General features: G+C 65.2%; 25 protein-coding genes and 1 tRNA gene. 17 read left to right on the top strand and 9 right to left on the bottom strand.

Annotation, left to right across the window (positions count from 1 at the left end):
• From VGD10_RS13310 to VGD10_RS13300, 3 genes are all read left to right on the top strand, one after another.
• A partial coding sequence (locus VGD10_RS13310) for a fimbria/pilus periplasmic chaperone (protein ID WP_331041298.1) occupies positions 1–693 on the top strand: 693 nt, incomplete at its 5' end.
• Between the two features lie 98 nt (positions 694–791).
• Positions 792–3,386, top strand: coding sequence for a hypothetical protein (locus VGD10_RS13305; protein WP_331041297.1), 2,595 nt, complete (start codon positions 792–794; stop codon positions 3,384–3,386).
• Positions 3,387–3,424: 38 nt separating this feature from the next.
• Positions 3,425–4,438: a DUF4402 domain-containing protein gene (locus tag VGD10_RS13300; RefSeq protein WP_331041296.1), complete on the top strand. Its 1,014-nt coding sequence runs from the start codon at positions 3,425–3,427 to the stop codon at positions 4,436–4,438.
• Between the two features lie 7 nt (positions 4,439–4,445).
• Here the strand turns inward: VGD10_RS13300 and VGD10_RS13295 are convergent.
• Positions 4,446–4,530: transfer RNA gene (locus VGD10_RS13295), tRNA-Leu, on the bottom strand.
• A gap of 86 nt (positions 4,531–4,616) precedes the next feature.
• On the opposite strand from VGD10_RS13295, the gene VGD10_RS13290 reads away from it, so the two are divergent.
• Positions 4,617–5,333, top strand: a complete 717-nt coding sequence (locus VGD10_RS13290; RefSeq protein WP_331041295.1) for an HAD family hydrolase — start codon at positions 4,617–4,619, stop codon at positions 5,331–5,333.
• On the opposite strand, the gene VGD10_RS13285 is transcribed toward VGD10_RS13290, so the two are convergent.
• From VGD10_RS13285 to VGD10_RS13275, 3 genes are all read right to left on the bottom strand, one after another.
• Entirely contained in the window at positions 5,305–5,742 is a 438-nt protein-coding gene (locus tag VGD10_RS13285) for a hypothetical protein (protein ID WP_331041294.1), read from the bottom strand. The two genes, VGD10_RS13290 and VGD10_RS13285, sit on opposite strands and share 29 nt — an antisense overlap.
• A 2-nt stretch (positions 5,743–5,744) precedes the next feature.
• Positions 5,745–7,253 (bottom strand): YifB family Mg chelatase-like AAA ATPase, encoded by a 1,509-nt coding sequence (locus VGD10_RS13280; RefSeq protein WP_331041293.1) that lies wholly within the window; start codon positions 7,251–7,253, stop codon positions 5,745–5,747.
• Positions 7,254–7,321: 68 nt separating this feature from the next.
• Positions 7,322–8,533: a Xaa-Pro peptidase family protein gene (locus VGD10_RS13275; RefSeq protein ID WP_331041292.1), complete on the bottom strand. Its 1,212-nt coding sequence runs from the start codon at positions 8,531–8,533 to the stop codon at positions 7,322–7,324.
• A gap of 131 nt (positions 8,534–8,664) precedes the next feature.
• On the opposite strand from VGD10_RS13275, the gene VGD10_RS13270 reads away from it, so the two are divergent.
• From VGD10_RS13270 to VGD10_RS13240, 7 genes are all read left to right on the top strand, one after another.
• Complete coding sequence (locus tag VGD10_RS13270) at positions 8,665–8,979, top strand: hypothetical protein (RefSeq protein WP_414639533.1); 315 nt, start codon at positions 8,665–8,667, stop codon at positions 8,977–8,979.
• 89 nt (positions 8,980–9,068) lie between these two features.
• Positions 9,069–9,203 (top strand): 50S ribosomal protein L34, encoded by a 135-nt coding sequence (rpmH, locus tag VGD10_RS13265; protein ID WP_331041307.1) that lies wholly within the window; start codon positions 9,069–9,071, stop codon positions 9,201–9,203.
• A gap of 26 nt (positions 9,204–9,229) precedes the next feature.
• Positions 9,230–9,547 carry a ribonuclease P protein component gene (gene rnpA / locus VGD10_RS13260; RefSeq protein WP_331041306.1) on the top strand — a complete coding sequence of 106 codons (318 nt, stop codon included), beginning with the start codon at positions 9,230–9,232 and terminating at the stop codon, positions 9,545–9,547.
• A complete protein-coding gene (gene yidD, locus VGD10_RS13255) occupies positions 9,544–9,756 on the top strand; it encodes a membrane protein insertion efficiency factor YidD (RefSeq protein WP_331041290.1) in 213 nt (70 codons plus the stop codon). The genes rnpA and yidD overlap by 4 nt, the downstream gene beginning before the upstream one ends.
• Positions 9,757–9,766: 10 nt before the next feature.
• Positions 9,767–11,467, top strand: a complete 1,701-nt coding sequence (gene yidC / locus VGD10_RS13250) for a membrane protein insertase YidC (protein WP_331041289.1) — start codon at positions 9,767–9,769, stop codon at positions 11,465–11,467.
• Positions 11,467–12,105: a ribosome biogenesis GTP-binding protein YihA/YsxC gene (yihA, locus tag VGD10_RS13245; RefSeq protein WP_331041288.1), complete on the top strand. Its 639-nt coding sequence runs from the start codon at positions 11,467–11,469 to the stop codon at positions 12,103–12,105. Before yidC ends, yihA begins: the two co-directional genes overlap by 1 nt.
• A gap of 11 nt (positions 12,106–12,116) precedes the next feature.
• Complete coding sequence (locus VGD10_RS13240; protein ID WP_331041287.1) at positions 12,117–12,782, top strand: glutathione S-transferase family protein; 666 nt, start codon at positions 12,117–12,119, stop codon at positions 12,780–12,782.
• On the opposite strand, the gene VGD10_RS13235 is transcribed toward VGD10_RS13240, so the two are convergent.
• The gene (locus VGD10_RS13235; RefSeq protein WP_331041286.1) at positions 12,776–13,225 is read right to left on the bottom strand and encodes a cupin domain-containing protein; all 450 of its coding nucleotides are present in this window, start codon (positions 13,223–13,225) and stop codon (positions 12,776–12,778) included. The genes VGD10_RS13240 and VGD10_RS13235 overlap by 7 nt on opposite strands.
• A 47-nt stretch (positions 13,226–13,272) precedes the next feature.
• Here VGD10_RS13235 and dapE point away from each other — a divergent pair, with 47 nt between their 5' ends.
• On the top strand, positions 13,273–14,403 hold the full coding sequence (gene dapE, locus VGD10_RS13230; protein WP_331041285.1) for a succinyl-diaminopimelate desuccinylase: 1,131 nt from the start codon (positions 13,273–13,275) through the stop codon (positions 14,401–14,403).
• Here dapE and VGD10_RS13225 read toward each other — a convergent pair whose 3' ends face one another.
• The 4 genes from VGD10_RS13225 to VGD10_RS13210 form a co-directional block, all read right to left on the bottom strand.
• On the bottom strand, positions 14,404–16,083 hold the full coding sequence (locus tag VGD10_RS13225) for a putative bifunctional diguanylate cyclase/phosphodiesterase (protein ID WP_331041284.1): 1,680 nt from the start codon (positions 16,081–16,083) through the stop codon (positions 14,404–14,406).
• Between the two features lie 77 nt (positions 16,084–16,160).
• A complete protein-coding gene (locus VGD10_RS13220) occupies positions 16,161–16,688 on the bottom strand; it encodes a Smr/MutS family protein (protein ID WP_331041283.1) in 528 nt (175 codons plus the stop codon).
• Positions 16,666–17,841: a murein transglycosylase A gene (locus VGD10_RS13215; protein ID WP_331041282.1), complete on the bottom strand. Its 1,176-nt coding sequence runs from the start codon at positions 17,839–17,841 to the stop codon at positions 16,666–16,668. Before VGD10_RS13215 ends, VGD10_RS13220 begins: the two co-directional genes overlap by 23 nt.
• Before the next feature lie 173 nt (positions 17,842–18,014).
• Complete coding sequence (locus VGD10_RS13210) at positions 18,015–18,638, bottom strand: Tim44/TimA family putative adaptor protein (RefSeq protein ID WP_414639535.1); 624 nt, start codon at positions 18,636–18,638, stop codon at positions 18,015–18,017.
• A 218-nt stretch (positions 18,639–18,856) separates the two neighbouring features.
• On the opposite strand from VGD10_RS13210, the gene secB reads away from it, so the two are divergent.
• From secB to VGD10_RS13185, 5 genes are all read left to right on the top strand, one after another.
• Positions 18,857–19,375, top strand: a complete 519-nt coding sequence (gene secB, locus VGD10_RS13205) for a protein-export chaperone SecB (protein ID WP_331041280.1) — start codon at positions 18,857–18,859, stop codon at positions 19,373–19,375.
• Between the two features lie 21 nt (positions 19,376–19,396).
• On the top strand, positions 19,397–20,953 hold the full coding sequence (gene murJ / locus VGD10_RS13200; protein WP_331041279.1) for a murein biosynthesis integral membrane protein MurJ: 1,557 nt from the start codon (positions 19,397–19,399) through the stop codon (positions 20,951–20,953).
• Complete coding sequence (gene trpS, locus VGD10_RS13195; protein WP_331041278.1) at positions 20,953–21,948, top strand: tryptophan--tRNA ligase; 996 nt, start codon at positions 20,953–20,955, stop codon at positions 21,946–21,948. Before murJ ends, trpS begins: the two co-directional genes overlap by 1 nt.
• A 104-nt stretch (positions 21,949–22,052) precedes the next feature.
• Positions 22,053–22,751 carry a DUF4136 domain-containing protein gene (locus VGD10_RS13190; protein ID WP_331041277.1) on the top strand — a complete coding sequence of 233 codons (699 nt, stop codon included), beginning with the start codon at positions 22,053–22,055 and terminating at the stop codon, positions 22,749–22,751.
• Between the two features lie 59 nt (positions 22,752–22,810).
• Positions 22,811–24,322 carry a hypothetical protein gene (locus VGD10_RS13185; protein WP_331041276.1) on the top strand — a complete coding sequence of 504 codons (1,512 nt, stop codon included), beginning with the start codon at positions 22,811–22,813 and terminating at the stop codon, positions 24,320–24,322.
• Positions 24,323–24,351 lie beyond the last annotated feature (29 nt).

Here is a 24,351-nt window from a genome sequence, read left to right as displayed (position 1 = left end):
GTCGACCGCGTGATGCTGCCGAATGGCGAGATCAAGGCGGTATCGGAAGTGTCGGCTTCTCCTGAATTTAAGCCTGTTGCCGACAAGCTTCAATCCGCGCAGCAGCTGGTGATCGCGACGCCGCGCCGTGCGACGCTTGCGCCGGGCAAGGGCCAGACGATCCGCATCCGCGTGTCGCCGCCGCCGGCGGCTACCGGCGAATATCGCACCCATCTGACCGTCACCACAATTCCGCCCCGCGACGTGGGCCTTACTGCCGAGCAGGCGGCGAACCAGCGTCCCGGCGAACTTAGCTTCCGGATCCAGTCGGTGTTCGGCCTTTCCATCCCGGTGATCGTCCGTCCGGGCGATGTGGACGTGAAGGCCGCCATCGAGAATGTATCGATGAGCTATGCGGACATCTCGCCCGACGGCGTTGCGCCGCCGAAGCGAACGCCGGTCCTCAGCTTCGATCTTACCCGCGCGGGCAGCAATTCGCTGTTTGGCAATGTGGAAATCCATGGCGCTGGCGGGCAGAAGGCGCCGATCGGCCTCGCCCGCGGCGTCGGCGTCTATCCTGAAATTGATCGCCGTTCGATTCGGATCCCCCTCCAGCGCGCGCCGCAGGCGGGCGAACAGCTCAGCATCGTCTTCACCGATGACGACGCCAAGCCAGGGAGTGTGATAGCGAGGTCGTCCTTCACCGCCTCATAAAGATGCTGGGAGGGCTTACTCTCCTCTCGCTGCAATTGGTGGGGTTGGGGGCGGCGGAAGCGCAGCCCGCGCCGGCCGCTGAAGCAGGCGCTACGGCCGTGAGCGAGGAGGAACTCATCCTCTTTGCGGTCAAGCTCGACAATCTGACGCTGACGGAAACGCTCACCTCCTACGGCGATCCGCAGGACCCTCTCCTCCCTGTCGGCGAGCTGGCTCGCCTCCTTGATCTCGACATCAGCGTCTTTCCGCCCGAGCAGCGCGTTACCGGCCGGCTCGGGGAGGAAGCCCGTGCGCTTACGGTCGATCTCCGCCTCGGCCTCGCCCGCATCGGGGGCAAGGATGTGCGGCTTGCGCCTGGAGAGGTGGCCCTATCGCAGACGGATATGTTCATCCGTGCGTCGGCGCTGGAGCGGCTGCTTCCGATCGACATCCAAGCGGATGCGGAGGCGTTGGAGATAAAGCTCATCGCACTCGAAAAGCTTCCGGTCCAGGCGCGGATGGAGCGGGCGGGGCGCCTTGAGGGTATCAACAACAGCCTTGGCACGGTCGAGCCTATGCTCCGCATCGCATCGCCGTACAATCTGTTTACACCGCCTGCTTTCGACATTGCGCTGGAAAGCGGCAGCGACAGCCGCTCGGGCTTCATCCAGCGCCGTTATGACGTGCGGGTTGCGGGCGACGTCCTCTACACCGGCTTCAAGGCTTATGTGGGGTCCGACGAAACCGGCGATCCTTCCACTGCCCGGGTCGAGTTCTCGCGACGCTCTCCGGAAGGCGGCCTGCTGGGGCCGCTCGACGCCACCTATGTGGCGGGGGGCGACGTCTATACGCCGCAGCTCGGCCTCGGTCCCCACAGCGCGGGCGGGCGCGGCATCTCCTTCACCACCGCGAAGCTCGAAAATGCCAGCGTCTTCCAGCGCATCAACCTTCGCGGCGAGCTTCCCATCGGCTACGATGTCGAGCTCTATATCAACGACGTTCTGCGGAGCGGACAGCGCCAGCCGGTGGACGGCCGCTATGAGTTTTTGGACGTGCCGCTGGTCCGCGGTCTCAACGTCATCCGGATCGTCACCTACGGCCCGCGCGGCGAGCGGTCGGAGGAAACGCGCATCATCAATGTCGGCGGCGGTCAGCTCGCCCAGGGCGAGACGGCGATCGACTTCGGCGTTGTCCAGCAGGGCCGGAACGTCATCGATCTCCAGCAGGAATCGGAGATACTGCCCGGCAATGGCGGCGTTCGTGCCGTGGCGAGCCTTGCCTATGGCCTCAGCGAAGAGCTGACGCTGATCGGCGGCGCCGCTCTTTTCCCCGGCGGCGAAGGCCGCGGCAGGCGCGAACTCATGAGCCTCGGCGCTCGAGGCTCCCTGTTCGGACTCGCCGCGCAGGCGGACCTCGCACGCGACTTTGGCGGCGGAACGGGCGCAGCGTTCGGCATTGCGGGCCAGCCGTTCGGCGTCTCGCTGGTGGGGCGGCACGCGGAATATTGGGGCGGTTTTCTGGACGAGACGAACCGCGTCTATGATGCTCGGCGGCCGCTCCGGCGGCATAGCGAGCTGACGCTCGACTTCGCGCTTCCGCCGATCGGCGGGAAGATCATCCCCCTCTCCTTTCGGCTGGAGCGGGACGTATTCCGCGACGGCGGCACGAGCTGGACCGGCCTCGGCCGCGCCTCCACCACGATTGCCCAGACGCTGGTGTCGGCAGGTCTCGACTATACGCGCGACCAGCGTCCGGATTCGGACAGGCAGCAGCGGCTCACCGGCAACATCACGCTTTCCCGCTTCATCGACTTCAAATGGCAGGTGCGAGGCGTGCTAGATTACGATCTGGTGCCGGACAGCAGGCTTCGCGCACTGACGCTCCTCGCCGACCGCAACGTTTCCGAACGCCTCGGCTTTCGCCTGGGCGCCGGCAAGACCTTCGGCGAGGGCAAGGATCTGACAGTGCAGGGCGCGGCCTTCCTTCGCCTGCCCTTCGCCGACCTCGCTTTCAGCGGCGACTACGCCACGGCGCGGAAGGACTGGCGTTTGGGCGTCCGCCTAGCCTTCGGGCTGGCGTTCGATCCCGGTGCGCGGAACTATCGCGTCACAAGACCGGGCCCCGCCGCGGGCGGAAGTGCCGCTTTCCATGCCTTCACCGACAGGAACGGCAATGGCGTCTTCGATGCTGGCGAGGAGCCCGTTGCGGGCGTCGCCATTGACGGCGCCGAACGAAAAGCCGTGACCGGACCCGACGGCCGCGCATTCCTGACGGGGCTTGGCGACTCCGTCACCGGCCGCCTCAAGGCCGACATCGAGAATATCGACGCCTTCTTCGTTACCTCGCCGCCCGGCAATATCGAAATCTCGCCGCGGCCAGGCAAAGTGGTCGAAATCCCCTACCCGCTCGCGCCCATTTCCGAGGTGCTCGTCAGGGTGACGGTGCGGCAAGGCGACGGCCAGCCGGTGGGGCTTTCCGCACTCCGTGTCCGTATGGTTCGCGAAGGCGCGGAGCCGATCGAAGCGGTGACCGAGTTCGATGGATCGGTCGTGATCGGCAATCTTCGTCCCGGCACCTACCGGCTCGAGCTGGAGCCGGATCAGGCGCGGCGGCTTAACATGCGACTGGCAGCACCGGTCGAAGTGACGGTCCGGGAAGATGGTCGAACGCCGGACGTGAACGCAGAAGCGGTCTTCGGCACCCCCGCCGACTAAGCCTTTGATACACCAGCGCTCCCCTCTATAGTGCGCGTGTGGGGATCAGAGGCTGGATCAAACGCGCCGTAGCGCTCGGCATCATGCTGCTTGGCGCGTCTGCGCAGGCTCAGGATAATGACCGCGTCTGGGTGGAGTCGATCGAGACGCCGGCGCCGGTTCTCGGCAACGTCGCTTCGGCCGCATCTGGTACCACCGTCTTCACCGTCTCGCCGAGCACCGGCACCGTCACAAAGGTTAGCGGTAACGGATATCGAGTCAGCAATGCGTCAACTCGCGCGCTGGTGACTGTCGGCTGCGGCGGACCGGGCTATTGCAACAATTTTGAGGCGCGGATCACCGTCCGCTCTATCGGCTCCCCAACAGGACGGGCGGGACAGCTCACGAACTTCACCGTGTCGCCCATCACGGCCACTATCGTCGCACCGCCTTCCGGCACTAATCCGATGACCTTCACGATCGGACCGATCGGCCGCAACAGCACGAAGAGCTTCTATGTGGGCATGGACTTCCCGATCGAGGGCGACAGTAGCGGCAAACCAACAGGCGCAGCCACCAGCGCATTCGAGGTGCAGGTAGAGCTTATCCATACACCTTTCAGCGGTACCCGCTCCGGCCTCGCGACCGCCACCGTCTTTCGCCCGATCACCATCGGTCTCACCTCGAACCTCGCCTTCGGTACCGTGAGCCGGCCCTTCGCCGGCAGCGGCGCGATCAGCGTCGATGCGGCGACCGGCGCGCGGAGCGTCAGCGGCGCGGGCGTGCAGGCGATGAACACGCCCTCCGCAACTCGGGCCACTTACAGCGCCAATGGCGAGGGCGGGCAGGTCTTCTCCGTCTCGGTGCCGCAGACCTTCGCCATGAACCGCGCCGGCGGCGGCAGCCTCACCGTGACGACGAGCAACACGGCGGCGGGTACGCAGATATTGAGCGGCGCGATGGGATCGTCCGGGAGCTACAGCTTCTCAGTCGGCGGGTCGTTTCCGGTCACCGAAGCGACGCCGCTCGGCAATTACAGCGGCGCCTTTGCGGTGATGGTTCAATATAATTGAGGAAGCCTGGTGCCCCCGGTCGGACTCGAACCGACACTCCTCACGGAACTCGATTTTGAGTCGAGCGCGTCTACCAATTCCACCACAGGGGCACGGGCTGAAAGCTGACTAGCCGAGGCCGCCCCTTTCCCGCAACCGCTTGTTGCTTGCGGCCCGCCGAGCCGCCATTGCGGCGGCCATGCCGATCACCCTCATCTGCCTCGATGCCGACGACACGCTTTGGCACAACGAGACTTATTTCCGGCGTACATCAGGCCTGTTCGCCGATTTGCTCGCGCCGTTCGCCGACCGAGAGGAAGCGCTGCGGCAGCTGGAGGAGACCGAGCACCGCAACCTCGGCGCCTATGGCTACGGCGCAAAGGGATACGTGCTGTCCATGATCGAGACGGCGCATGCCGTCGCGGGCGAGCGGCTGCCGGCGGAGGTGGTCGGGCGCGTCCTCGCGCTCGGCAAGGAGATGCTCTCGCACCCGGTCGAGATGCTGGAGGGGATCGAAGCGGCGCTCGACGATTTGGACGAGCGCGGCCGCCTGATCCTCCTCACCAAGGGCGATCTGTGGCACCAGGAGGCGAAGCTCGCCGCCTCCGGCCTCGGCGACTATTTCACCGGCGTCGAGATCGTCAGCGACAAAAAGCCGGAAACCTACGCCCGCATCTTCGAGCGATACGGCGCCGCTCCGCACGAAGCGGTGATGGCCGGCAATTCGATGCGCTCCGACATCCTTCCGGCCCTCGAAGCCGGTGCGTGGGCGGCTTACGTGCCGTTCGAGATCGCCTGGAGCCACGAAGTCGCCGACGCCCCTGATGGTCATCCCCGCTATGTGGAACTTAAGAGCCTCAGCCAGCTGGCCGGTTGGATCGACAGCCTCAACTCCGCGGAACGCTTTCAGCCTTAATGAAGCGATTTTGCCGCACCACAACCCGTTTCGTACGCCAGAATGGCCACCGAAAAACACCGTAGACGCTAAGCGCGCGCCACTTCTCCCCATCCCATCTCTCAAGCTTGCTCTTCTGAAGTAGGTCGCCCCGCCACGTTTCGACGAGACGACACTCCTCTGATAAGCCGAAGGCAACATATTCCAGTGCTTCTTGCCCTTCGTCAAAATGAAGGTGCCCGCCTCCGTCGCCGTAGTAGACTGTCCACTCGTCAACCTCGTCCGATAGCGTGATCGGAAAACCTCCCTCGTCAGTGGCTTCAATTCGTAACCACCGCTGGCCGTCTTCTACACCTTCTTCAAACCTGAGCTCGGGGTAAGAGCCAATCTTCTCACGAAGCCGTTCAATCGGCGCGAGTCGCTCGTCCATGGTCAATTCCGTGGAGCCTGCCGCCGGTAGCTGAGGGCTTCGGCGACGTGGACGCGGGTGACGGTTTCGCTGCCGGCAAGGTCAGCGACAGTGCGGGCGACGCGGAGGACGCGGTGGAAGCCGCGTGCGGAAAGGCGCATCGCCTCCGCCGCCTGGGCAAGGAGCTTCCGGCCGGGCTCGTCGGGTGTAGCGACACTGTCGAGCAGGTCGCCGTCCGCTTCCGCATTGGTGCGGATGCCGTGGCCGGAAAAGCGGGCAGTTTGGATGTCGCGCGCCGCCTTCACCCGCGCCGCGACTTCGGCGGAGCCTTCGCTGGGCGGCGGGAGGACGAGGTCTGCGGCAGAGACGGCGGCGACATCGACGTGCAGATCGATGCGGTCGAGCAAAGGTCCTGATACCTTCGCCTGATAGTCGGCTGCGCAGCGCGGGGCGCGGGAGCAGGCGAGCGCCGGATCACCCAGATGTCCGCAGCGGCACGGGTTCATTGCGGCGACCAGCTGCACGCGTGCGGGAAAGGTCACATGCGCATTGGCGCGGGCGACGCTGACGCTGCCTGTCTCCAGCGGCTGGCGGAGTGAGTCGAGGACGCTGCGCTGAAATTCCGGCAGCTCGTCGAGGAAAAGAACGCCGAGATGGGCAAGACTCACCTCGCCCGGCCTTGCCTTGAGGCCGCCGCCGACCAGAGCCGCCATCGAAGCGCTGTGGTGCGGCGCGCGGAAGGGGCGCGTTCGGATCAGGCGTCCGTCCACCAGGGAGCCCGCGACGCTAGCGATCATCGAGACTTCCAGCGCCTCGGATGGCGCTAGCTCGGGCAGTATGCCCGGAACGCAGGCGGCAAGCAGCGATTTGCCGGCGCCCGGAGGGCCGCTCATCAAAAGGTTGTGGCCGCCGGCTGCCGCAATCTCGATGGCGCGCTTGGCGGTCTCCTGCCCCTTCACCTGCGCGAGGTCGGGCCCGCCGCCCGGCGGATCGGCCTCTCCGGGCTGCGGCGGGGACAAGGTGGATGTGCCTCGAAAATGATTGAGGAGCGAGATGAGGTCAGGCGGCGCGACCACTTCGATGTCGCCTGCCCAGGCTGCTTCCGCGCCCTGCGCGGCCGGGCAGATGAGGCCTAGGCTCCGCGAAGAGGCATGCATCGCCGCCAGCAGAACGCCGGGCGACGGCGTCAGCCGCCCGTCCAAGCCCAGCTCTCCCACCACCACATAGGCGCTCAGCGTCTCCGCATCGACCGCACCCATCGCGCCGAGCAGCCCCAGCGCGATGGGCAGGTCATAATGCGATCCTTCCTTCGGCAGGTCGGCGGGCGACAGGTTGACGGTGATCCGTTTCGGCGGCAGCGCGAGCCCGATCGCCGCCAGCGCCGCCCGCACCCGCTCCCGGCTTTCAGCGACCGCCTTGTCCGGCAGACCGACCACCACGAAAGCGGGAAGGCCGCTTGCGATCTGCACCTGCACCTCGACGGCGCGCGCTTCGAGCCCCAGGAACGCCACTGTGGCGACGTGCGCAACCATGTCTGTGAATCCCCCTTTGAAGCACTCACTTTGAAGGGGAAGTGGAAGGAAGTCGATAGCACCCACCGCTAAGCAGCTGGGAAAGGCTGCTCCAGCGATCGGGCCGGCTCGGTGAACCATTCGGCCCCATCTTCTGTGACGAAAAAGTGATCCTCGTGGCGAATACCGAATTTGCCGGGGACGACGATCATCGGCTCGTTGCTGAAGCACATTCCGGCCGCAAGCGGCGTACGATCGCCGCGCACCAGGTACGCGGGCTCGTGGATGTCGAGGCCGAGACCGTGGCCGGTGCGATGCGGAAGGCCCGGAAGCCGGTAATCGGGGCCGAGACCCGCTTTCTCCAGCACCGCCCGGGCGGCGGCGTCCACGGCCTCGCAGGGCACACCCGGCCGGACGGCGTCGAAGGCGGCCTGCTGCGCCTCCCGCTCCAGCGTCCAATAAGTGCGCTGCTCCTCGGTCGGCTGGCCGAATACATAGGTGCGGGTGATATCGGAATTGTAACCGTGAAGCTGGCAGCCCGTGTCGATGAGGACGACATCGCCCTCCTTCAGAAATTGCTCGCCGGGTAGGCCGTGCGGATAGGCGCTGCCCTCGCCGAAGGAGACGATGCAGAAGCTACTGCCATTGTCGGCGCCGAGCGCGCGGTGCGCCTCATCTATGAAGCGCTCCACTTCGACCGCTCCGATGCCGGGTCGCAGCATGCGCGCGGCGCGGCGATGCACTTCGAGCGTCATCTGCATCGCCTGGCGGATGAGCGCGAGTTCCGCCTTCGACTTATACATTCGGCAGCCATCGATGATCGCCGAGCCGTCAACCAGCTCCAGAGCCGGAGCGGCTTCGCGGAGGCGGAACTGGCACCAGAGCGGAAGCTGCGGGTCGAGCGCCAGTGTCTTCGCTCCCACGCCGCGTGCGGCCTTGCCGACGAGGGCGAACGGATTCTCATGCTCTTCCCACGTGAGAACCTGGCCCCGCGCCGCTAGGACTGCATCGAAGCTTCCGGTTTCAAAGGCGGGGCAGATGAAGACGGGCTCGCCGTCCCGCGGCAGCAGCATGGCGACAAGACGTTCGCTCATCCTCCACGGCACGCCGCTGAAATAGCGAAGGCTTGTTCCAGCCCCGACCAGCAGAGCATCCGCCGTCCCGGTCCGCGCCAGCAGGTCGCGCGCTTTCTGAAGCCGAGCCTGATATTCGGGCACCTGTATGGGTGCCGCCTTCGCCCTCACACTGCCGAGGCCTTCAAGCTCGCGAGCGGCATCCGAGCCGCCAATCTGTCCCGTCATGCCGTACCTCCCTGCCTGGGCCCGCTGATGCCCGCCAATGAGCGAAGCGCCCACAATCGGCAAGTTGCCTCGAAATATTGCTCCCCCGTCTTGCCCGACTAAGACGCTCTTCCCACATGGCGGCCATGACGTTGCGTGATAGATGGCGGGCGATCGAAACTGTGCCTGCGGTGCGGACCGGTCTCTTCGTCCTGGGCCTGCTCCTGATGTTGATCTCGCCTGCTCTAGGCGTTCTGCCGGGGCCGGGCGGCATCATCGTCTTCGGCGCGGGGCTTGGGCTTACGCTGAAATATAGCAGCTGGGCAAAGCGGCAGTACGCGATCTTCAAGCGCAAGCACCCGAACAAGGGGCGTTGGGCTGATTGGGGCCTCCGCCGCCCAAGCGCGAAAAGGCGCGAGGAACAGCGCAAGCTCAGGGAAGCCGAAGCCGGCGCTCTGGACGATTGACTTTGGCCGCTGCTTTCCTTATCCGCGCCACCAACAAGGCGGTCGCTCGTTCGGCCGCCCTTTTCATTCAAGTTCTTGAGGTATGAGCGATGAAGCGCACCTTCCAGCCGAGCAATCTCGTGCGCAAGCGGCGTCACGGCTTCCGGGCCCGCACGGCGACCGTCGGCGGACGCAAGGTTCTGGCCGCTCGCCGCGCCCGCGGCCGCAAGAAGCTGTCGGCCTAAACTCGCCCTCCGCAGCGCCGGCCTCGATCCGCCGGCGCGCCGATTTCCTTGCTGCTAACAAGGCGCTCCGGGCTCCGATGCCCGGCTTCGTCCTGCTCGTCCGCGATCGGGCCGACGGTGATCCTGGCATGCGCCTCGGCATCACCGTCACCAAGAAGATCGGCGGCGCGGTCGTCCGCAATCGCATGAAGCGCCGCTTTCGCGCCTTGGCCCGGGAAATCCTGCCGTCTGAAGGGTTTGCCGGCGCCGACCATATCCTGATCGGCCGCGAAGGCGGGGTCGAACGGGACTTCGAGGCGCTGAAGGCCGAGCTGTCGAAGGCGCTCGGAAAGCTTCGCCGATGATCGGTAAGCTCATGATCCTGGTCGCGAAGGGCTGGCAGAAGGGCCCTTCCGTCATTCTTCCGCCGAGCTGCCGCTATCAGCCGAGCTGCTCGGCCTATGCAATCACCGCAATTGAACGCTATGGGGCGCTGCGCGGCGGCTGGATCGCCACCAAGCGCCTGTTTCGATGCCACCCCTGGGGGGGAAGCGGCTATGACCCGGTACCGTAAGGGGATGTAAGTGAACGATTCACGCAATATGATCCTGGCGATCGTCCTGTCGGCGATCGTGCTGTTCGGCTGGACCTACATTGCCGAACAATGGTTTCCGACGGCCAATCCGCCTTCGACCAAGGTCGTGGACGGGAAGCAGGTGCCGGTCGCAAAGCCGCAGGCGGACCCCACCGCCGACGCGCCGGTCCAGATCAGAAGCCGGCAGGCCGTACTCGGCGAAACGCCCCGGATTCGCATTGAGACGCCGCGCCTTCAGGGCTCGATCAACCTTCGCGGCGCGCGGATCGACGATCTCGTCCTCACCAGCCATCGCGAGGGCCTGTCGCGGAGTTCCCCGCCGATCCGCCTGCTCTCGCCCGCCGGAGCGCCCGGCGCCTATTTCGCGAGCTTCGGCTGGTCGGGCGAAGGGCTGGCCGTGCCCGGGCCCGATACCGTCTGGCAGGCAAGCGGCACCCGCCTTTCGCCGGGGTCGCCAGTCACCTTGAGCTGGACGAGCCCGCAGGGGCAGCGCTTCGGCATCAAGCTCAGCGTCGACGACGGCTATATGTTCACCGCCGAGCAGAGCGTCGCAAATGCCGGAACCGGCGCAGTCGCTGCCCGACCCTATTCGCTTGTGAGCCGCGCCAGCGCCTCCGCTGACCCCGACAGCTGGACCACGCATGTGGGCCCCGTCGGTGTGTTCAACGATGCGGCCAATTACGACTGGGACTATGACGACCTTGCCGAAAGCGGTGACCAGCGCTTCTCGACGCGTGGGGGCTGGCTCGGCTTTTCGGACCAATATTGGCTCACGGCTATCGTTCCCGATCAGCGAAGCAATGTCGATGCTTCCTTCCGCCGCGGCCCGCGCGGCAGCTTCCAGGCGGATTTCACCACCGAGCCGACCATCGTCCCGCCGGGCCGCGCCGTTCGCACCACCTCCCGTTTCTTTGCGGGGGCGAAGGAAGTGCAGTTGCTCGACCGCTATCAGGATGGCGGCATTGCCCGCTTCGACAAGGCGATCGACTGGGGCTGGTTCGAATGGTTCATGAAGCCGATCTTCGCGCTCCTCAATTGGCTGTTCGCGGCCATCGGCAATTTCGGCGTCGCGATCATCTGCCTCACCCTCATCGTTCGCGCGCTCATGTTCCCGATCGCGCAGAAGCAGTTCAAGTCGATGGCGGGCATGCGCGTCCTTCAGCCGAAGATGAAGGCGCTCCAGGAACGTTACAGGGATGACAAGCCGAAGCTGCAGCAGGAGATGCTGAAGCTCTATCAGGAGGAGAAGGTGAACCCGATGGCGGGCTGCCTTCCGATCCTGATCCAGATCCCGATCTTCTATGCGCTTTACAAGGTGCTGCTGCTCGCCGTCGAAATGCGGCACCAGCCCTTCGCGCTCTGGATCAAGGATCTGTCCGCGCCCGACCCACTGACGCCGGTCAATCTGTTCGGCTTTCTCGACTTCACGCCGCCGGTGTTCCTCGCAATCGGTATCCTGCCCATCCTGCTCGGCATCACCATGTGGCTTCAGTTCCGGCTTAACCCGGCGCCGATGGACCCGGTCCAGAAGCAGGTTTTCGCGATCATGCCCTGGGTACTGATGTTCGTGATGGCGCCGTTCGCGGCGGGGCTTCAGCTTTACTGGGTCACCAATAACATCCTCACCATCGCCCAGCAGAAATGGCTCTACAGCCGCACGCCGGGGATGAAAGATCCGGTGCCAGCCTGATGACGGACGAGGCGCCGGATACCGAGGAAGTCGCCCGGAAGCTGTTTTCCGGGCCGATCGCCTTCCTGAAGTCGGCGCCCGGCCTTCAGTTTCTGCCCGACGCGGAGGTCGAGGAGATCGCCTTTGCCGGCCGCTCGAACGTCGGCAAATCCTCGCTCCTCAACAAGCTGACCAACCGGCGCGACCTTGCACGCACGTCCAACACGCCGGGGCGAACGCAGGAGCTCAATTTCTTCGATGTGGGACAGCCGCTCCGCTTCCGGCTCGTCGACATGCCCGGCTATGGCTTCGCCAAGGCGCCGAAGGATGTGGCGCGGAAATGGCGCTATCTCGTCAACGACTATCTCCGCGGCCGCCAGGCGCTGAAGCGTGCGCTGGTCCTGATCGACAGCCGCCACGGCATCAAGGACATCGACCTCGAAGTCATGAAGATGCTGGACGACGCGGCGGTCAGCTACCACCTCGTCCTCACCAAGGCGGACAAGATCAAGGCGTCCGAGCTTCAGGCGGTTGAGGCGAAAACCGCCGAGGAAGCCCGCAAGCATCCGGCGGCGCATCCGCAGATTATCACGACGTCCAGCGAAACCGGGCTCGGCATCGATCAGTTACGTAAGGCAGTGATCGAAGCGATCGGATAGCGGGACGAGGAATGCTCAAGCTCATCATCGGCAACAAGGCTTATTCTTCCTGGTCGCTGCGCGGCTGGCTCGCCTGCAAGCAGTCCGGCCTTCCTTTCGAGGAAATGACCGTTCCGATGTTCGACGAGGAGTGGAACAAGCGCACCGAAGGCGACGAGTTCGCGCCGTCGGGCGGCAAGGTCCCGGTCCTGTGGGACGATAAGACCGTCATCTGGGACTCGCTCGCGATCATCGAATGGCTTGCGGACAAGGTCGGCAACGAGCGTTTCTGGCCGAAGAACGATGCCGCCCGCGGCATGGCGCGGTCCATGGCGGCGGAAATGCACTCGAGCTATCCGAACCTTCGCCGCGAATGCCCGATGAACGTGCGCAAGCAGTTCGAGAAGTCCGAACTGAAGGAAGAGGTGCGGCGCGAGGTGATCCGCATCCTCGAGCTATGGGCGGAAGCACGGGCGCGCCATGGCGAAGGTGGCCCCTATCTATTCGGCACGTTCAGCGCGGCCGACATCATGTTTGCGCCGGTGGTGACGCGCTTCGTCACCTATTCCATTCCGGTGCCGCGCTTTGCCGCCACCTATATGGAGGCGATCATCCACCATCCGTGGATGGAGGAATGGATAGACGCGGCGCAGGAAGAGCCCTGGATCATCGAACAATATGAGCAGGCGGCTCAGTAAGGGCTGCCATCCTTGTGCTCGTAGCGGCCGGAAGGGCCGTTCCAAACAAGATCGATGTCGGGATAATACGCAACTCCGACCGCCTTCTTGCCGACTGCAAGAAAGATGCAGTCGCTATCGCTCTCATTGATTAGATGGTGACCGTCGCCCGTATTCTTCGGGAAGACAGCAACGTCTCCAGGCCGCATGATCGTGCGGCCCTGATCCTCCACCAGCACCGCCTCACCTTCAAGCATCACGACCAGTTCGTCCTCGTCGACATGCCAGTGGCGCTGGCTGGAGATACCGCCGGGTTTCAGCACCACATGGCTGGCGCCGAAATCCTGTAGGCCCGCAAAATCGCCGACGCGCCGAAACCAGCGCCCGCCCATGTCGGACGCGAACGGCTCGGGATAAGTGGTGCGGTTGGTCTGTTCGATCTGGTCGAGGTCGAGCTTCGGCATGAGAGTCTCCGCTGGGCAGGACGATGGCGCCTTGCTAGGCGAGCGGCATGACCGCTGCAATCGACCCGATCGAGCTCGCCTCCCGCCTCATCGCCGTTCCTTCGGTGACGCCCGCCAGCGGCGAAGTGTTCGACGTGCTGGAGGAGGCGCTGAGGCCGCTCGGCTTCGAGGTGCACCGCTTTACCTTGGGCAAAGCGCCGGACGGACCGGTCGAGAATCTCGTCGCCACGCGCGGGAGCGGATCGCCGCATATCGGCTTTGCCGGACACCTCGATGTCGTGCCTCCGGGCGAGGGCTGGACCGGCGATGCCTTCACTCCGGAAGTGCGCGGCGGCCTTCTCTATGGCCGCGGCGCGGTGGACATGAAAGGCGGCGTCGCCGCCTTCGCAGCCGCCTGCTCCGAGCTTGCCGAGCACAAGGGTACGATCAGCTTCATCATTACGGGCGACGAGGAAGGACCCGCCACCTACGGCACGCCGCGGATCATGGAATGGATGGCGGAGCGGAACATCCGCCCCGACATGATCCTGATCGGCGAGCCCACCTCAGTCGACCGTCTCGGCGATACGGTGAAGATCGGCCGCCGCGGTACGGTGAACATGTGGATCACGGTGCCCGGGGCGCAGGGGCATGTCGCCTATCCGCATAGGGCGGACAATCCGATTCCGAAGCTGGCGCGGGTGATCGCGGCGCTCGACGCTCTGCACCTCGACGACGGCACCGAGGGCTTCCAGCCGTCGAACCTGGAATTCACAGCTGCGGGCACGCCGACCAAGGCGACCAACATCATTCCGGGCTCTGCAACCACGCAGCTCAACATCCGGTTCAACAGTCTGCACAAGGGGGAAGAGCTGGTTGCGCTGGTGCGGCGAACGGTTGAGGAAACAGCGCCCGGCGCCACAGTCGAAGCCAAGATATCAGGCGAAGCCTTCCTGACGCCGCCGGGGCCGATATTCGACATCGTCACGGAAGCCATTCGAGCCGAAACGGGCGTGGAGCCGGAGCTGTCGACGAGCGGCGGCACGTCGGATGGACGGTTCCTGATCAAGCTCTGCCCGGTCGTGGATTTCGGTCTGCCGAACGCGACGATGCACAAACTCGACGAGGCGGCCTCGGTCGAGGATATTCGGGCGCTTACGCGGATTTACGCGCGAGTGCTTCGGACCGCGCTCGGCTGATCAAGCGCTCTTGGCGTCCGGCTGACCCTGACGAAGCCACTCGAAGAAACGCTCTTCCGGCATCGCCTCTGCGAAGGCATGGCCTTGAAAGGTGTCGCAGCCGACGGCGCGCAGTACGTCGATCTGGTCCTTCCGCTCCACGCCCTCGGCAACCACTTCGAGACCAAGGCCATGAATGAGGTGGATGACCGCCGCGATGATGGTGCGGGCATTTTCCGAACTGTCGATGTCGGAGATGAGGCTGCGGTCGAGCTTCACCCGGTCGATCGGCATGTCCTTCATACGGGCGAGGTTCGAATAGCCGGATCCAAAATCGTCGATGGCGATCGAAACGCCATCGGCGCGGAGCGCGGCAAGCTCGGCGATCACGTTATCGCTGCATTGCATCGCCATCGTCTCAGTGAATTCGAGCTCGAGCAGCCAGGGCGGTGAGCCCGTTTCCTCGATTTTCTCGCGCAGGCGCGCGAAGAAACCCGGCCGCTCCGCCTGACCCGGTGAGACGTTGAAGGTGAGCCGCTGCGTCGCGCCGGCGGCTTTCCACCTGCCTAGCGCTTCAATGACGGCGTCGATCACCCAATCGCCAATGGCCCCGATGAGCGTGCTTTCCTCGGCAATGGGGATGAAGCTGCCCGGGAGCAGGGTGCCACGGGTTGGATGGTTCCAGCGGAGGAGCGCCTCCCCCGCAACCACCTCGCCGCTCCGGGCGCAAACCTGCGGCTGATAGGCAAGGGTGAATTCGTCTCGTGCCAGCGCCTCGCGTAACGCTCGCTCGGTTTCGAGCCTGCCGGCGAAGGCGATGGCGAGTTCCTCATTATAGACGCAGACCTGGGAACGGCCGCTTGCCTTCGCGTGATACATAGCAATGTCCGCAGCCTTCATCAGGCTGGCAAGGTCGGTGCCATGGTTGGGGCAGAGCGCAACGCCGATGGAGGCGCCGATGCTGACGGAGTGCGTACCGGCCGCGAACGGCTCGGAAAGCTCGGCAAGCACCTTCTCGGCAATGCTGCGCGCCTCTTCCGTGCTGACGACAGACGGGAAGAGCAGAGTGAATTCGTCGCCGGCGAGGCGGGCAATGATCGGCTGGGAGAGGCGGCCGGGCTCGGCTTGCTCTGTCACGAGCAGGCGGAGGCGGTTCGCCACTGAAGCCAACACTTGGTCGCCCTGTGCATGGCCGAAGCTGTCGTTCACTTCCTTGAAGCCGTCCAGATCGATGAAGAGCAGGGCCGCACGCTCGGCGGGCTGCCGCGCCTCGAGAACAGTCTCACCCTCGCGCTTAAAATAGAGCCGGTTGGGCAGTGATGTTACGGGATCATACATCGCCATGGCCCGCACATCGTCGAGGTTAGATCGGACCTGGTCGAAGAGCGCGTCCACCGCAGTGGCGAGGGCCGGCAATTGCTTGCGAACGATCTTAGGTGCGGGCGACGAGAGGTCGCCGCGCTTCACGGCTAGCAGCCGGTCGATCAGCGCCTTGATCGCCCTCCCCTGCCCGCTGTTTGGACGTTCGGAGGCGATCCAGGTGATGAGCAGTGCGAAGGTACCCATCGTGATCGCGGCAAGGATCTTCTCGTCCAGTTCGCGGAGGACGAGCAGGGCCATCAAGGTGAAAACGAATGAGGAGAAGCCTGCCAGCACGGACAGGACGGCATTGCCGAACTTCTGCAGCCTTTCCTTGAGCATTCGCGCCGACGGTCCCCTTCCCCCCGGCATTTCTACCGGACAGGATGAATTAACCGAAAGGCGTTACGATTTCGTATTCACGTTCTCTTGCGGCGAAGCACGATGTAGAGCGCGCCCGCGCCGCCGTGGCGAGGGTGGGCGTTCCGCACCGCGGCGATGTCGCCGGCATGGCGGGAGGCGGCGAGCCAGTCACCGACCGCTGCCCTGATCTTGCCCCTACGCGCGGGCGGTTCGCCCTGCGGCGGCTTTCCCGTAACGAGGAGGAGGACGCGCGCGCCGGACGCGATCGCCTGCTCCAGACGGCTGTCCAGCAGCGAATAAGCGGTGGCGAGATTGTGCCCATGAAGGTCTAAGGTGAAGTCCGGCTGCACTGTGCCACGGCCGAGCCGCCGGTCCCAAGTTCCGTCGAGCGTGGTGCCGGGGCCGCTTTTCGGAGCAGGCGGCGCGGGAGGTGCCGGGCGGAGTGGCCGGACCTCTAGCGGCCTGGCCGCAGGCAGCGACTCCGGCGCTTCAGGCTCGGCTTCAGCGGCCCCATGGAGCGGCTGGACGGTTGCGACGACCTTTGCCCAGAGCGCCCGCTCCTCAGGGCTGAGGCGGCGGGGCATTGGCAAGGACCCGCGCGACGATTCCCTTCGGCACAAGAACGTAGGCGGTGCCCCGGCCGGACATTCCGCCGGCGATCCGTTCGGCCTCCGCGCCCGCGCCCCAGAAGGTGTCGAAGCGGTTCGCGCCCTTGATCGCGCCCCCGGTATCCTGCGCGACCCAGAGGCCGTTCGCCTCTGGCCGGTCGATCTGGAGGAAGACAGGCGCACCCAGGGGTACGAACATCGGATCGGCGGCGACGGTGGCGCGCGGCGTGACCGGAAGGCCGAGCGCGCCCAAGGGGCCGGGCCCGGTCAGTTCCTTGAAGAAGATGTAGCTCTTATTCTCGCGCATAATTGCGCGGCCTTCCTCCGGATTGGCACGAAGCCAGGCGACGATATGCTGCATCGACGTGCCGCCGGTCTGGAGGATGCCGCGGTCGCGCATGATCCGCCCGATAGCGAGATATTCGCGGCCGTTCTGATTGTCGTAGCCGATCCGCATGACGTTGCCGTCCGGCAGGATCAGCCGGCCCGATCCCTGGATGTGGAGGAAGAACAATTCGATCGGGTCGGCGGCCCAGCCGATCTCCAGCCCCTTGTTCGCAAGCGCCCCATCTTCAATCTCGGACCGCTCGTAATAAAGGACGTACTCGCCTCGCTCATTCAAGCGTCCGCGACCACGCTCGCCGGTCAGCGGATTGGTGGTGAGAAGGTCGGGCGGCGTCCGATAGATCGGCGTCTCATAGCCCGGCTGGCGCGTGCGGGAGCCGCGGATCTCCGGCTCGTAATAGCCGGTGGCGTGGGCGTCGCCCGTGACCGCGGCGGTTTCGAAATGGGTGGTGAAGAAGCCGAGTGCATTGCTCTCCGGCCAAGTGGGAGCAGCGGCGCAAGGGGTCGCCCAGTCGCTGCCACGCGTCAGGCCCGATGCATCGGTCCGGCGCTGAACGGACGGGCAGGAAATTCGGAAGGCGCGGAGGGCGGCGGAGGCCGAAGCGGGCGTGATGCCGAGGCTCTCGATGGCTGGACCGGCGCGGACGCCTGCAAGCACGGCGTTATGCGGCTTCGGCTGCGCCGGAGGCTGCTGGACCGGCGGCTGCTGAACCGGAGGCTTTTCCGGCGGCGTCGGCTCGCCCACCGGCGGAGTCGGTTTCGGAACGCACGCGGCCACGGCCACCAGGCTCGCGACGCACAGCCGTTTCAGCCAAAGGTCACAAAGGTCACACCAACGACGCTTCGAAATGGACCAAATCGAACTGAAGTGATCGATCGAAGAAGCGGCAAGGCTTGAGTCGCGCGTAATCATCCGCCCGGCATAGCGCGGGCGGCAAGCGATAGGAAAGCTGGAGATCAGGCGACTTCGTCGGTTTCGACGAGCAGCCAGTTCGGGTCGTCGCTTCCGAGCGTCCGCTCGAAGGTCCAGACGTCGTGGGTCTGGACCGCGTCGCTGAGCGATCCGGCGACCACCTCGCCCGCTTCGTTGCGGGTGACGGCGGCGATGTCGGCGTCGAAGCGGACTTCGATACGGGCTGTGCGGCCGTTAAGCTCCGCATCCTCGATCACCGCACGCTCGATGGCGATCAGGCGGTTGTCGAGCTTGTAGCCCTGAGCGTCGCGCTCAGTGATCGCTTCCTCAAAGGATGCGCGAACGTCGCCGCCGACGAGATAAGCAAGCTCTTCGCGGTCGCCTTTCCAGAAGGCTTCGAGGATCATGCGGTAGGCGGCCTGCGCGCCTTCGAGGAAACGGGCGACGTCGAAGGCCGGATCGGCCGAGACGATGGCGCGGATGCCGGTTGCGGCGCGATCCTCGTAGACGAGGCCGCTGCCTTCGCTGCGTTCCGGAGCGATGTCGGTGATCGGCGCGGGCGCTTCGGAGCCCGGAACGGCGTCGGGCCGGGTCACCGGCTGCTGCTCATGCCCCGTCCGGCGGCCGAGGACGGCGTAAAGCCGAAGCCCGACGAAGAGGGCCACCATGGCAAGCAGGACGATTTCAACGGTCACCGGTCACGCACTCCAGAGAATTTCGGCATCCTACATAGGCCGCAAGCATGAATGTTTCAAATGGACGAAGGATGAACGATCGGAACCTCAGCATTGTTGCGTGCCGGTAGCGCTCCTGCTACCCGCCGCTGCGACATCGTCGGCTCCTAAGCCGGCGCTTTCCACACCATATCCCGGGGTAACAGAAGATCATGGCCGAAGAAGAAGGCGCACAGGGCGCGGAACAGCTGACCAATGGCGAGAACAACCTTCCGGAGGTCGGCCTCATCTCGCAATATGTGAAGGACCTTTCGTTCGAAAATCCGAGCGCTCCGGCCGTCTATCAATGGCAGGGCGCGCCGCGCATCGACGTCCAGTTCAACATCGGGTCGCAGCAGGTCGGCGACGGCGTTTACGAAGTCGTTCTGAAGATCGATGTGACGGCGAGCGCAGATCAGGGCACCGCCTTCAAGGTCGACCTTCTTTATGCGGGCCTGTTCGGCGCGCGGAACCTGCCCGAAGAGCAGCTTCAGCCCTTCCTCCTCGCCGAAGCACCGCGCATCCTGTTCCCCTTCGCCCGCCGCATCGTTGCCGATACGGTCCGTGACGGCTCCTTCCCGCCGCTGATGCTCGATCCGATCGATTTCGGCGCGCTCTACATGCAGCGGGCGGCGCAGGCGCAGGCGGAGAATGGCGGCGCGCAGGCGCCGGAAATCACCGGCCAGGCTTAAGAACGAAGGGGCGGACAGCCCATGAACCTCTGGAAGGCGACCGGAACGATCGGCGGACTCACCATGGTGAGCCGCGTGCTCGGCTTCGCGCGCGAGATGATCTTTGCACGGGTGATGGGCGCCGGCATGGCGGCCGACGCCTTCGCCCTCGCCTTCCTCATCCCCAATCTCTTCCGCCGCCTGTTCGGCGAAGGCGCGTTCAGCCAGGGCTTCGTGCCCCTGTTCAGCGGCCGGATGAAGGACGGGGACAACGAGGAAGCGCGCCGGTTCGCGGAGGAGGTGCTGGCGGTCTTCATGCCGGTGCTGATGATCATAACGGTCATCTTCATGGTCTTCATGCCGGCCTTCATCGCCCTGATCGGGGCGGGATGGACTGACGAGCCGGAGAAGTTCGGCCTGGCCGTGCTGCTGACGCGGATCACGATGCCGTATCTGGTCTTCATCTGCCTCGTCTCGCTCTTTTCCGGTGTGCTCAACTCGCTGTCGCGCTTCACCGCGGCTGCATTCGCGCCCTCCCTGCTCAATATCGCGCTGATCGCGGCCTTGCTGATCGTGCCGGAAGGCGGGCCTGAGACCGCGCGGGCAATGGCTTGGGGCGTGGTCGCGGGCGGCGTCCTTCAGCTCGCGCTTTGCTGGGGCAGCGCGCATGCGGCGGGCGTGAAGCTCCGGCTGACGCGGCCTCGCCTGACGCCGGGCGTGAAGGAGCTGGTGGTCCTCATCCTTCCGGCGACGCTCGGAGGGGGCATCTATTATATCAGCCAGGCCTTTTACGCCTATTTTGCCACCAGCCTCCCCGAAGGCTCCCTCGTCTATCTGGGCTTTGCGGACCGCCTCAACCAGCTTCCGCTGGCGATCATCGGATCGGCGCTCGGCACCGCCATCCTGCCGGCGCTCAGCCGCTCGGTCATCGCCGCCGACAATGAAGGCGCGGCGCGGGTGCAGAGCCAGGCGATCGAGCTTGCCATGCTGCTGACGCTTCCGGCTGCCGTCGCGCTCGCCGTCACCGCGGGCCCTATCGTCGCGGCGCTGTTCCAGGGCGGCAAGTTCACTGCCGAAGATGCCCGCACCACCGCGCTCGTCCTGTCGATCATCGTCAGCGGCCTTCCCGCCTATGTCCTCATCAAGGTGCTGGCGCCGGGCTTCTATGCGCGAAAGGACATGAAGACGCCGATCATCATCGCGGCCTCGATGTTGATCGTCGGCATCGCCCTCAATTTCATCCTAATCCCGGTGATGGGGATCGCCGCCCTCGCCTTCACGACCGCGCTTGCAGCGTGGCTCAATGCGCTGGCGCTCTACGGCATCCTCGCCCGCCGCGGCCATTTCCGCATCCAGAGCTGGCTCTGGAGCCGCATCATCCGTCAGATCATCGCCGCCGCGATCATGGCGGCTGCGCTCTATTTCGTCCGGGAGGCGCTGGACGGCTTCTTCGCCGGCTCGACCGGACGTCGCCTGATCGGCGTCGGCACGCTCGTATCGGTCGGCGGCGCGGTCTATTTCGCCGTCGCCTGGGTGATCGGCGCGATCAACAAGGAAGACATCCTCATCCTCCTCCGCAAGAAGAAGGTGGACGCCTGATGCGCGTCGTTTCCGGCATCCAGCCGACGGGCAACCCGCATCTCGGCAACTATCTCGGGGCGATCAAGCGCTGGGCGGAGATGCAGCATCAAACCGAATGCTTCATCTTCCTCGCCGATCTCCACGCGATAACCGTCTATAACGATCCGAAGGAGCTTGCCGCCACGATCCGCGAGGCGTCGGCGACCCTGATCGCCTGCGGCATCGACCCGGACAAGGCGGTTTTGTTCAATCAGGCGCGGGTTCCGGCCCATCCGGAGCTTGCCTGGATATTGAACTGCACGGCCCGGATCGGCTGGTTGAACCGCATGACGCAGTTCAAGGAGAAGTCGGGCAAGAACCGCGAAGGCTCCAGCGTGGGCCTCTACGCCTACCCGATACTGCAAGCAGCCGACGTGCTTCTCTATCAGGCGACGCATGTTCCGGTCGGCGAGGACCAGAAGCAGCATATCGAGCTGATCCGCGACATCGCGACCAAGTTCAATACGGATTACGCGGTCGAATTGTTCACGCTCCCGGAGCCGCTGATCGGCGAAACGGGGGCGCGAATCATGAGCCTTCGCGACGGTTCGGCCAAGATGTCGAAATCCGATCCTTCCGACATGAGCCGGATCAACCTCACCGACGACAGCGACACGGTCGCGCAGAAGATCCGCAAGGCCAAGACCGATCCGGAGCCGCTGCCGGGCGACTGGGACGCGCTTGGCGAGCGGCCGGAGGCCCGGAACCTCGTCACCATCTTCGCGGTGATTTCGGGGCGTACGCCTGCGGACGTGCTGAAGGAGTTCGAAGGCCAAGGGTTTGGCACTTTCAAGCCAGCGCTGGCCGATCTTGTCGTCGAAACGTTGCGGCCGATCAAGGCGCGGCTGGACCAGCTACTTGCCGATCCTGCGGAGATCGACCGTATCCTGGTCACGGGATCGGAGCGCGCTGCCGCTACGGCGAGGCCGACGCTGGACGGCGCGTACAAGGCGCTCGGCCTCCCGCGCTACTGAACGAAACGGCTCATCGCCCTTCAGTCACCGTTCAGCGTCTTGGCGGTACGACCAAGTTGTTGTATATTCTCCACAATATGAAAATCGCTGAAAGGACGCGTACCATGTCCGTTTCCAAGAAACTCCTGATGCTTGCCGTTCCGGCGGCGCTTCTTACCCTCGGCGGCTGCGCCACCGGGCTTCCGACGCAGGTCTCGCGCTTTCAGGCGATGCCGGCGCCGCAGGGCCAGAGCTTCGTCATTCAGGCCACGGATCCGATGAACCGCGGCGGCCTCGAATTCTCGCGCTATGCGGACCAGGTTCGTCGGCACCTGATCGCTCAAGGGTATAGCGAGGCGCCGTCCGCGCAGGCCGCCACCCTCATCGTCTCTCTCGATTACGGCGTCGACCAGGGCCGTACCGAGATTGTCGAGACGCCGGGCTTCAGCCGTTACGGCCGCTACGGCTATGGCGGGTTCTACGATCCGTTCTACCGGCCTTACTACTCGCGGTTCGGCTATTACGGCCACCGCGCCCGTTCGCCATTCTACTACGGCTGGGACGACCCGTTCTGGTATTCGCCGATGGGCTATGGCTACGGCGATGTCCGCAGCTACACCGTCTATACGAGCCATCTCGACATGGACATCAAGCGCGCGGCGGACGGCCAGTCGGTGTTCGAAGGCACGGCCAAGGCGCGTTCGCGCACCGACGAGCTCCAAACGCTGGTGCCGAACCTCGTCGAGGCGATGTTCACCAACTTCCCCGGCCGCTCGGGCGAAACGGTGAAGATCACCGTGCCGCCGGCGCCGCGGAACCGCTAAAATTGATCGGCTCAAAGTGATACTTTGAGCCAGCGAAAGAAGAAGTTAGGGGAGGGCCGGTGACGGCTCTCCCCTTTCTCTTGGCAGCCGTATTGGCGGCGCCGGCGGCGGAAACCCTGCCGGAGGGCGTGACGCGGGAGGAGGTCGTCTGGATGGGTACGCTGCCGCGCCGACCGCTGCCGAACGAGGATATCGTCGTCACGACGCCGGAAGGCGGACCACCGCGCTTATCGCTCCGCGCCCGGACGAGCAGGCCGGAGCCGCTTCATCCGCTTCCACTCGGGACGAACCTGCTGACGCAGGCTCGGGCTGTTTCGTTCGGCGTGGACGGCCGTTGTGCCGTCAGTCTCGCGAGTGGGCAGCTGGTGCTCGAATGCACGCCCGGTGCAAGCGTGGCCGGAGCGGTGCTACGCTTCGAAGGCGCGCGGCTCCCGCAGGGCGGAAGGCTGGTGCTACAAACGGCAGCGAGCGGATCGGATAACTTCAGAGCGGAGCTGGTGCCGGCTGGCGCCGATGCACGTGCGCCTCGGCCTTTGGACGAGCCACTTCCCCTCCCGGCGATTGCGGGCCCGGCACAGCTTACCGTCCTGGCGCCGTGGCAGGGCGGAAAGTTGGTTCTCAACAACCTTCGTATTGCTCCGGCGGCAGCCTTTGCTCCGACCTCCAACGCGTCTGCTTGGGCGTGGTCGCCGTCGCTCTGGCGGCAGGACCCACAGGCGCTGATCGCTTCCGCCCGCGCACGCGGGGTGAACCGGCTCTTCGTGTCGCTGGAGGTTGAGGACGGCAAGGTTGCCAACCAGCGGAGCTTACGCCGCTTCCTTGAAGCAGCGTCCGATGCTGGCCTAGCGGTTGAGGCGGTGGAGGGCGACCCTCGCATGGTGCTGCCGGCTGGACGTGCCGCTGCCGTGGAACGCGCGCGGGCTATCGCAGCCTATCAGCGGGAAGCCTCTCCCGCCGCGCGGCTGGCAGGAATCCAATATGATGTCGAACCCTACACGCTCGCCGAATGGGGAGAGACCGGCGCGGCGACCTATGCCGGATGGGCCGAGACAATGCTGGCGCTCGCTGAGGCGACGGGCGAACCCATCCACCTCGTCCTCCCCTTCTGGATCCCGAACGAGGAAGCGGGCCGGGCGATGCTCGAGAGGATCGCCCCGGTCGTGCGCGAGGTGACCGTCATGTCCTACCGCACTGATCCCGCGCTCCTGAGCCAGATCGCGGAGCCCCTGCTCGCCTGGGGCGCTGCGAACGGCAAGCCGGTGCGGCTCGGCCTTGAGGCGGAGCGGCTTCGGGACGAGAAGGAACAGCTTTTCACGACTGCTGCCGAGGGTAACCTTGCCGTCGGAGCAGGAGAGGCACCGCAAGTCCTTCTTCTCGATGGCAGCCGCGCGGTGCCGGGCGCGGCAATGTACCGGGGCCAGCGCACGGTCGACATTCCGGCCCAGAGGCTGAGCTTCCTCGGCGACGAAGTGCGAATGGCGGCACTGGCGCGCGAAACTGCGCATCTGTTCGCCGCATGGCCGAACTTTGCGGGCTTCGCCTTTCACGGGCTCGAGTGGCCCGAAAAGTAAAAGGGGAGAGGCGGGCAATTTCGGCGCGC

This window comes from Allosphingosinicella sp. (assembly GCF_036402135.1).
Taxonomy (GTDB): domain Bacteria; phylum Pseudomonadota; class Alphaproteobacteria; order Sphingomonadales; family Sphingomonadaceae; genus Allosphingosinicella.
Note: the sequence above shows the minus strand (reverse complement) of the source record. Positions and strands in the feature narration are given on the sequence as shown.

Excerpts from the sequence above, each read along its gene's own strand:
- VGD10_RS13290 (WP_331041295.1), top strand. The coding sequence starts at position 4,617 with ATGCCGATCACCCTCATCTGCCTCGATGCCGACGACACGCTTTGGCAC.
- VGD10_RS13285 (WP_331041294.1), bottom strand. The coding sequence starts at position 5,742 with ATGGACGAGCGACTCGCGCCGATTGAACGGCTTCGTGAGAAGATTGGC.
- VGD10_RS13280 (WP_331041293.1), bottom strand. The coding sequence starts at position 7,253 with ATGGTTGCGCACGTCGCCACAGTGGCGTTCCTGGGGCTCGAAGCGCGC.
- VGD10_RS13275 (WP_331041292.1), bottom strand. The coding sequence starts at position 8,533 with ATGACGGGACAGATTGGCGGCTCGGATGCCGCTCGCGAGCTTGAAGGC.
- rpmH (WP_331041307.1), top strand. The coding sequence starts at position 9,069 with ATGAAGCGCACCTTCCAGCCGAGCAATCTCGTGCGCAAGCGGCGTCAC.
- yidD (WP_331041290.1), top strand. The coding sequence starts at position 9,544 with ATGATCGGTAAGCTCATGATCCTGGTCGCGAAGGGCTGGCAGAAGGGC.
- yihA (WP_331041288.1), top strand. The coding sequence starts at position 11,467 with ATGACGGACGAGGCGCCGGATACCGAGGAAGTCGCCCGGAAGCTGTTT.
- VGD10_RS13240 (WP_331041287.1), top strand. The coding sequence starts at position 12,117 with ATGCTCAAGCTCATCATCGGCAACAAGGCTTATTCTTCCTGGTCGCTG.
- VGD10_RS13235 (WP_331041286.1), bottom strand. The coding sequence starts at position 13,225 with ATGCCGAAGCTCGACCTCGACCAGATCGAACAGACCAACCGCACCACT.
- dapE (WP_331041285.1), top strand. The coding sequence starts at position 13,273 with ATGACCGCTGCAATCGACCCGATCGAGCTCGCCTCCCGCCTCATCGCC.
- VGD10_RS13225 (WP_331041284.1), bottom strand. The coding sequence starts at position 16,083 with ATGCTCAAGGAAAGGCTGCAGAAGTTCGGCAATGCCGTCCTGTCCGTG.
- VGD10_RS13220 (WP_331041283.1), bottom strand. The coding sequence starts at position 16,688 with ATGCCCCGCCGCCTCAGCCCTGAGGAGCGGGCGCTCTGGGCAAAGGTC.
- VGD10_RS13210 (WP_414639535.1), bottom strand. The coding sequence starts at position 18,638 with ATGGTGGCCCTCTTCGTCGGGCTTCGGCTTTACGCCGTCCTCGGCCGC.
- secB (WP_331041280.1), top strand. The coding sequence starts at position 18,857 with ATGGCCGAAGAAGAAGGCGCACAGGGCGCGGAACAGCTGACCAATGGC.
- murJ (WP_331041279.1), top strand. The coding sequence starts at position 19,397 with ATGAACCTCTGGAAGGCGACCGGAACGATCGGCGGACTCACCATGGTG.
- trpS (WP_331041278.1), top strand. The coding sequence starts at position 20,953 with ATGCGCGTCGTTTCCGGCATCCAGCCGACGGGCAACCCGCATCTCGGC.
- VGD10_RS13190 (WP_331041277.1), top strand. The coding sequence starts at position 22,053 with ATGTCCGTTTCCAAGAAACTCCTGATGCTTGCCGTTCCGGCGGCGCTT.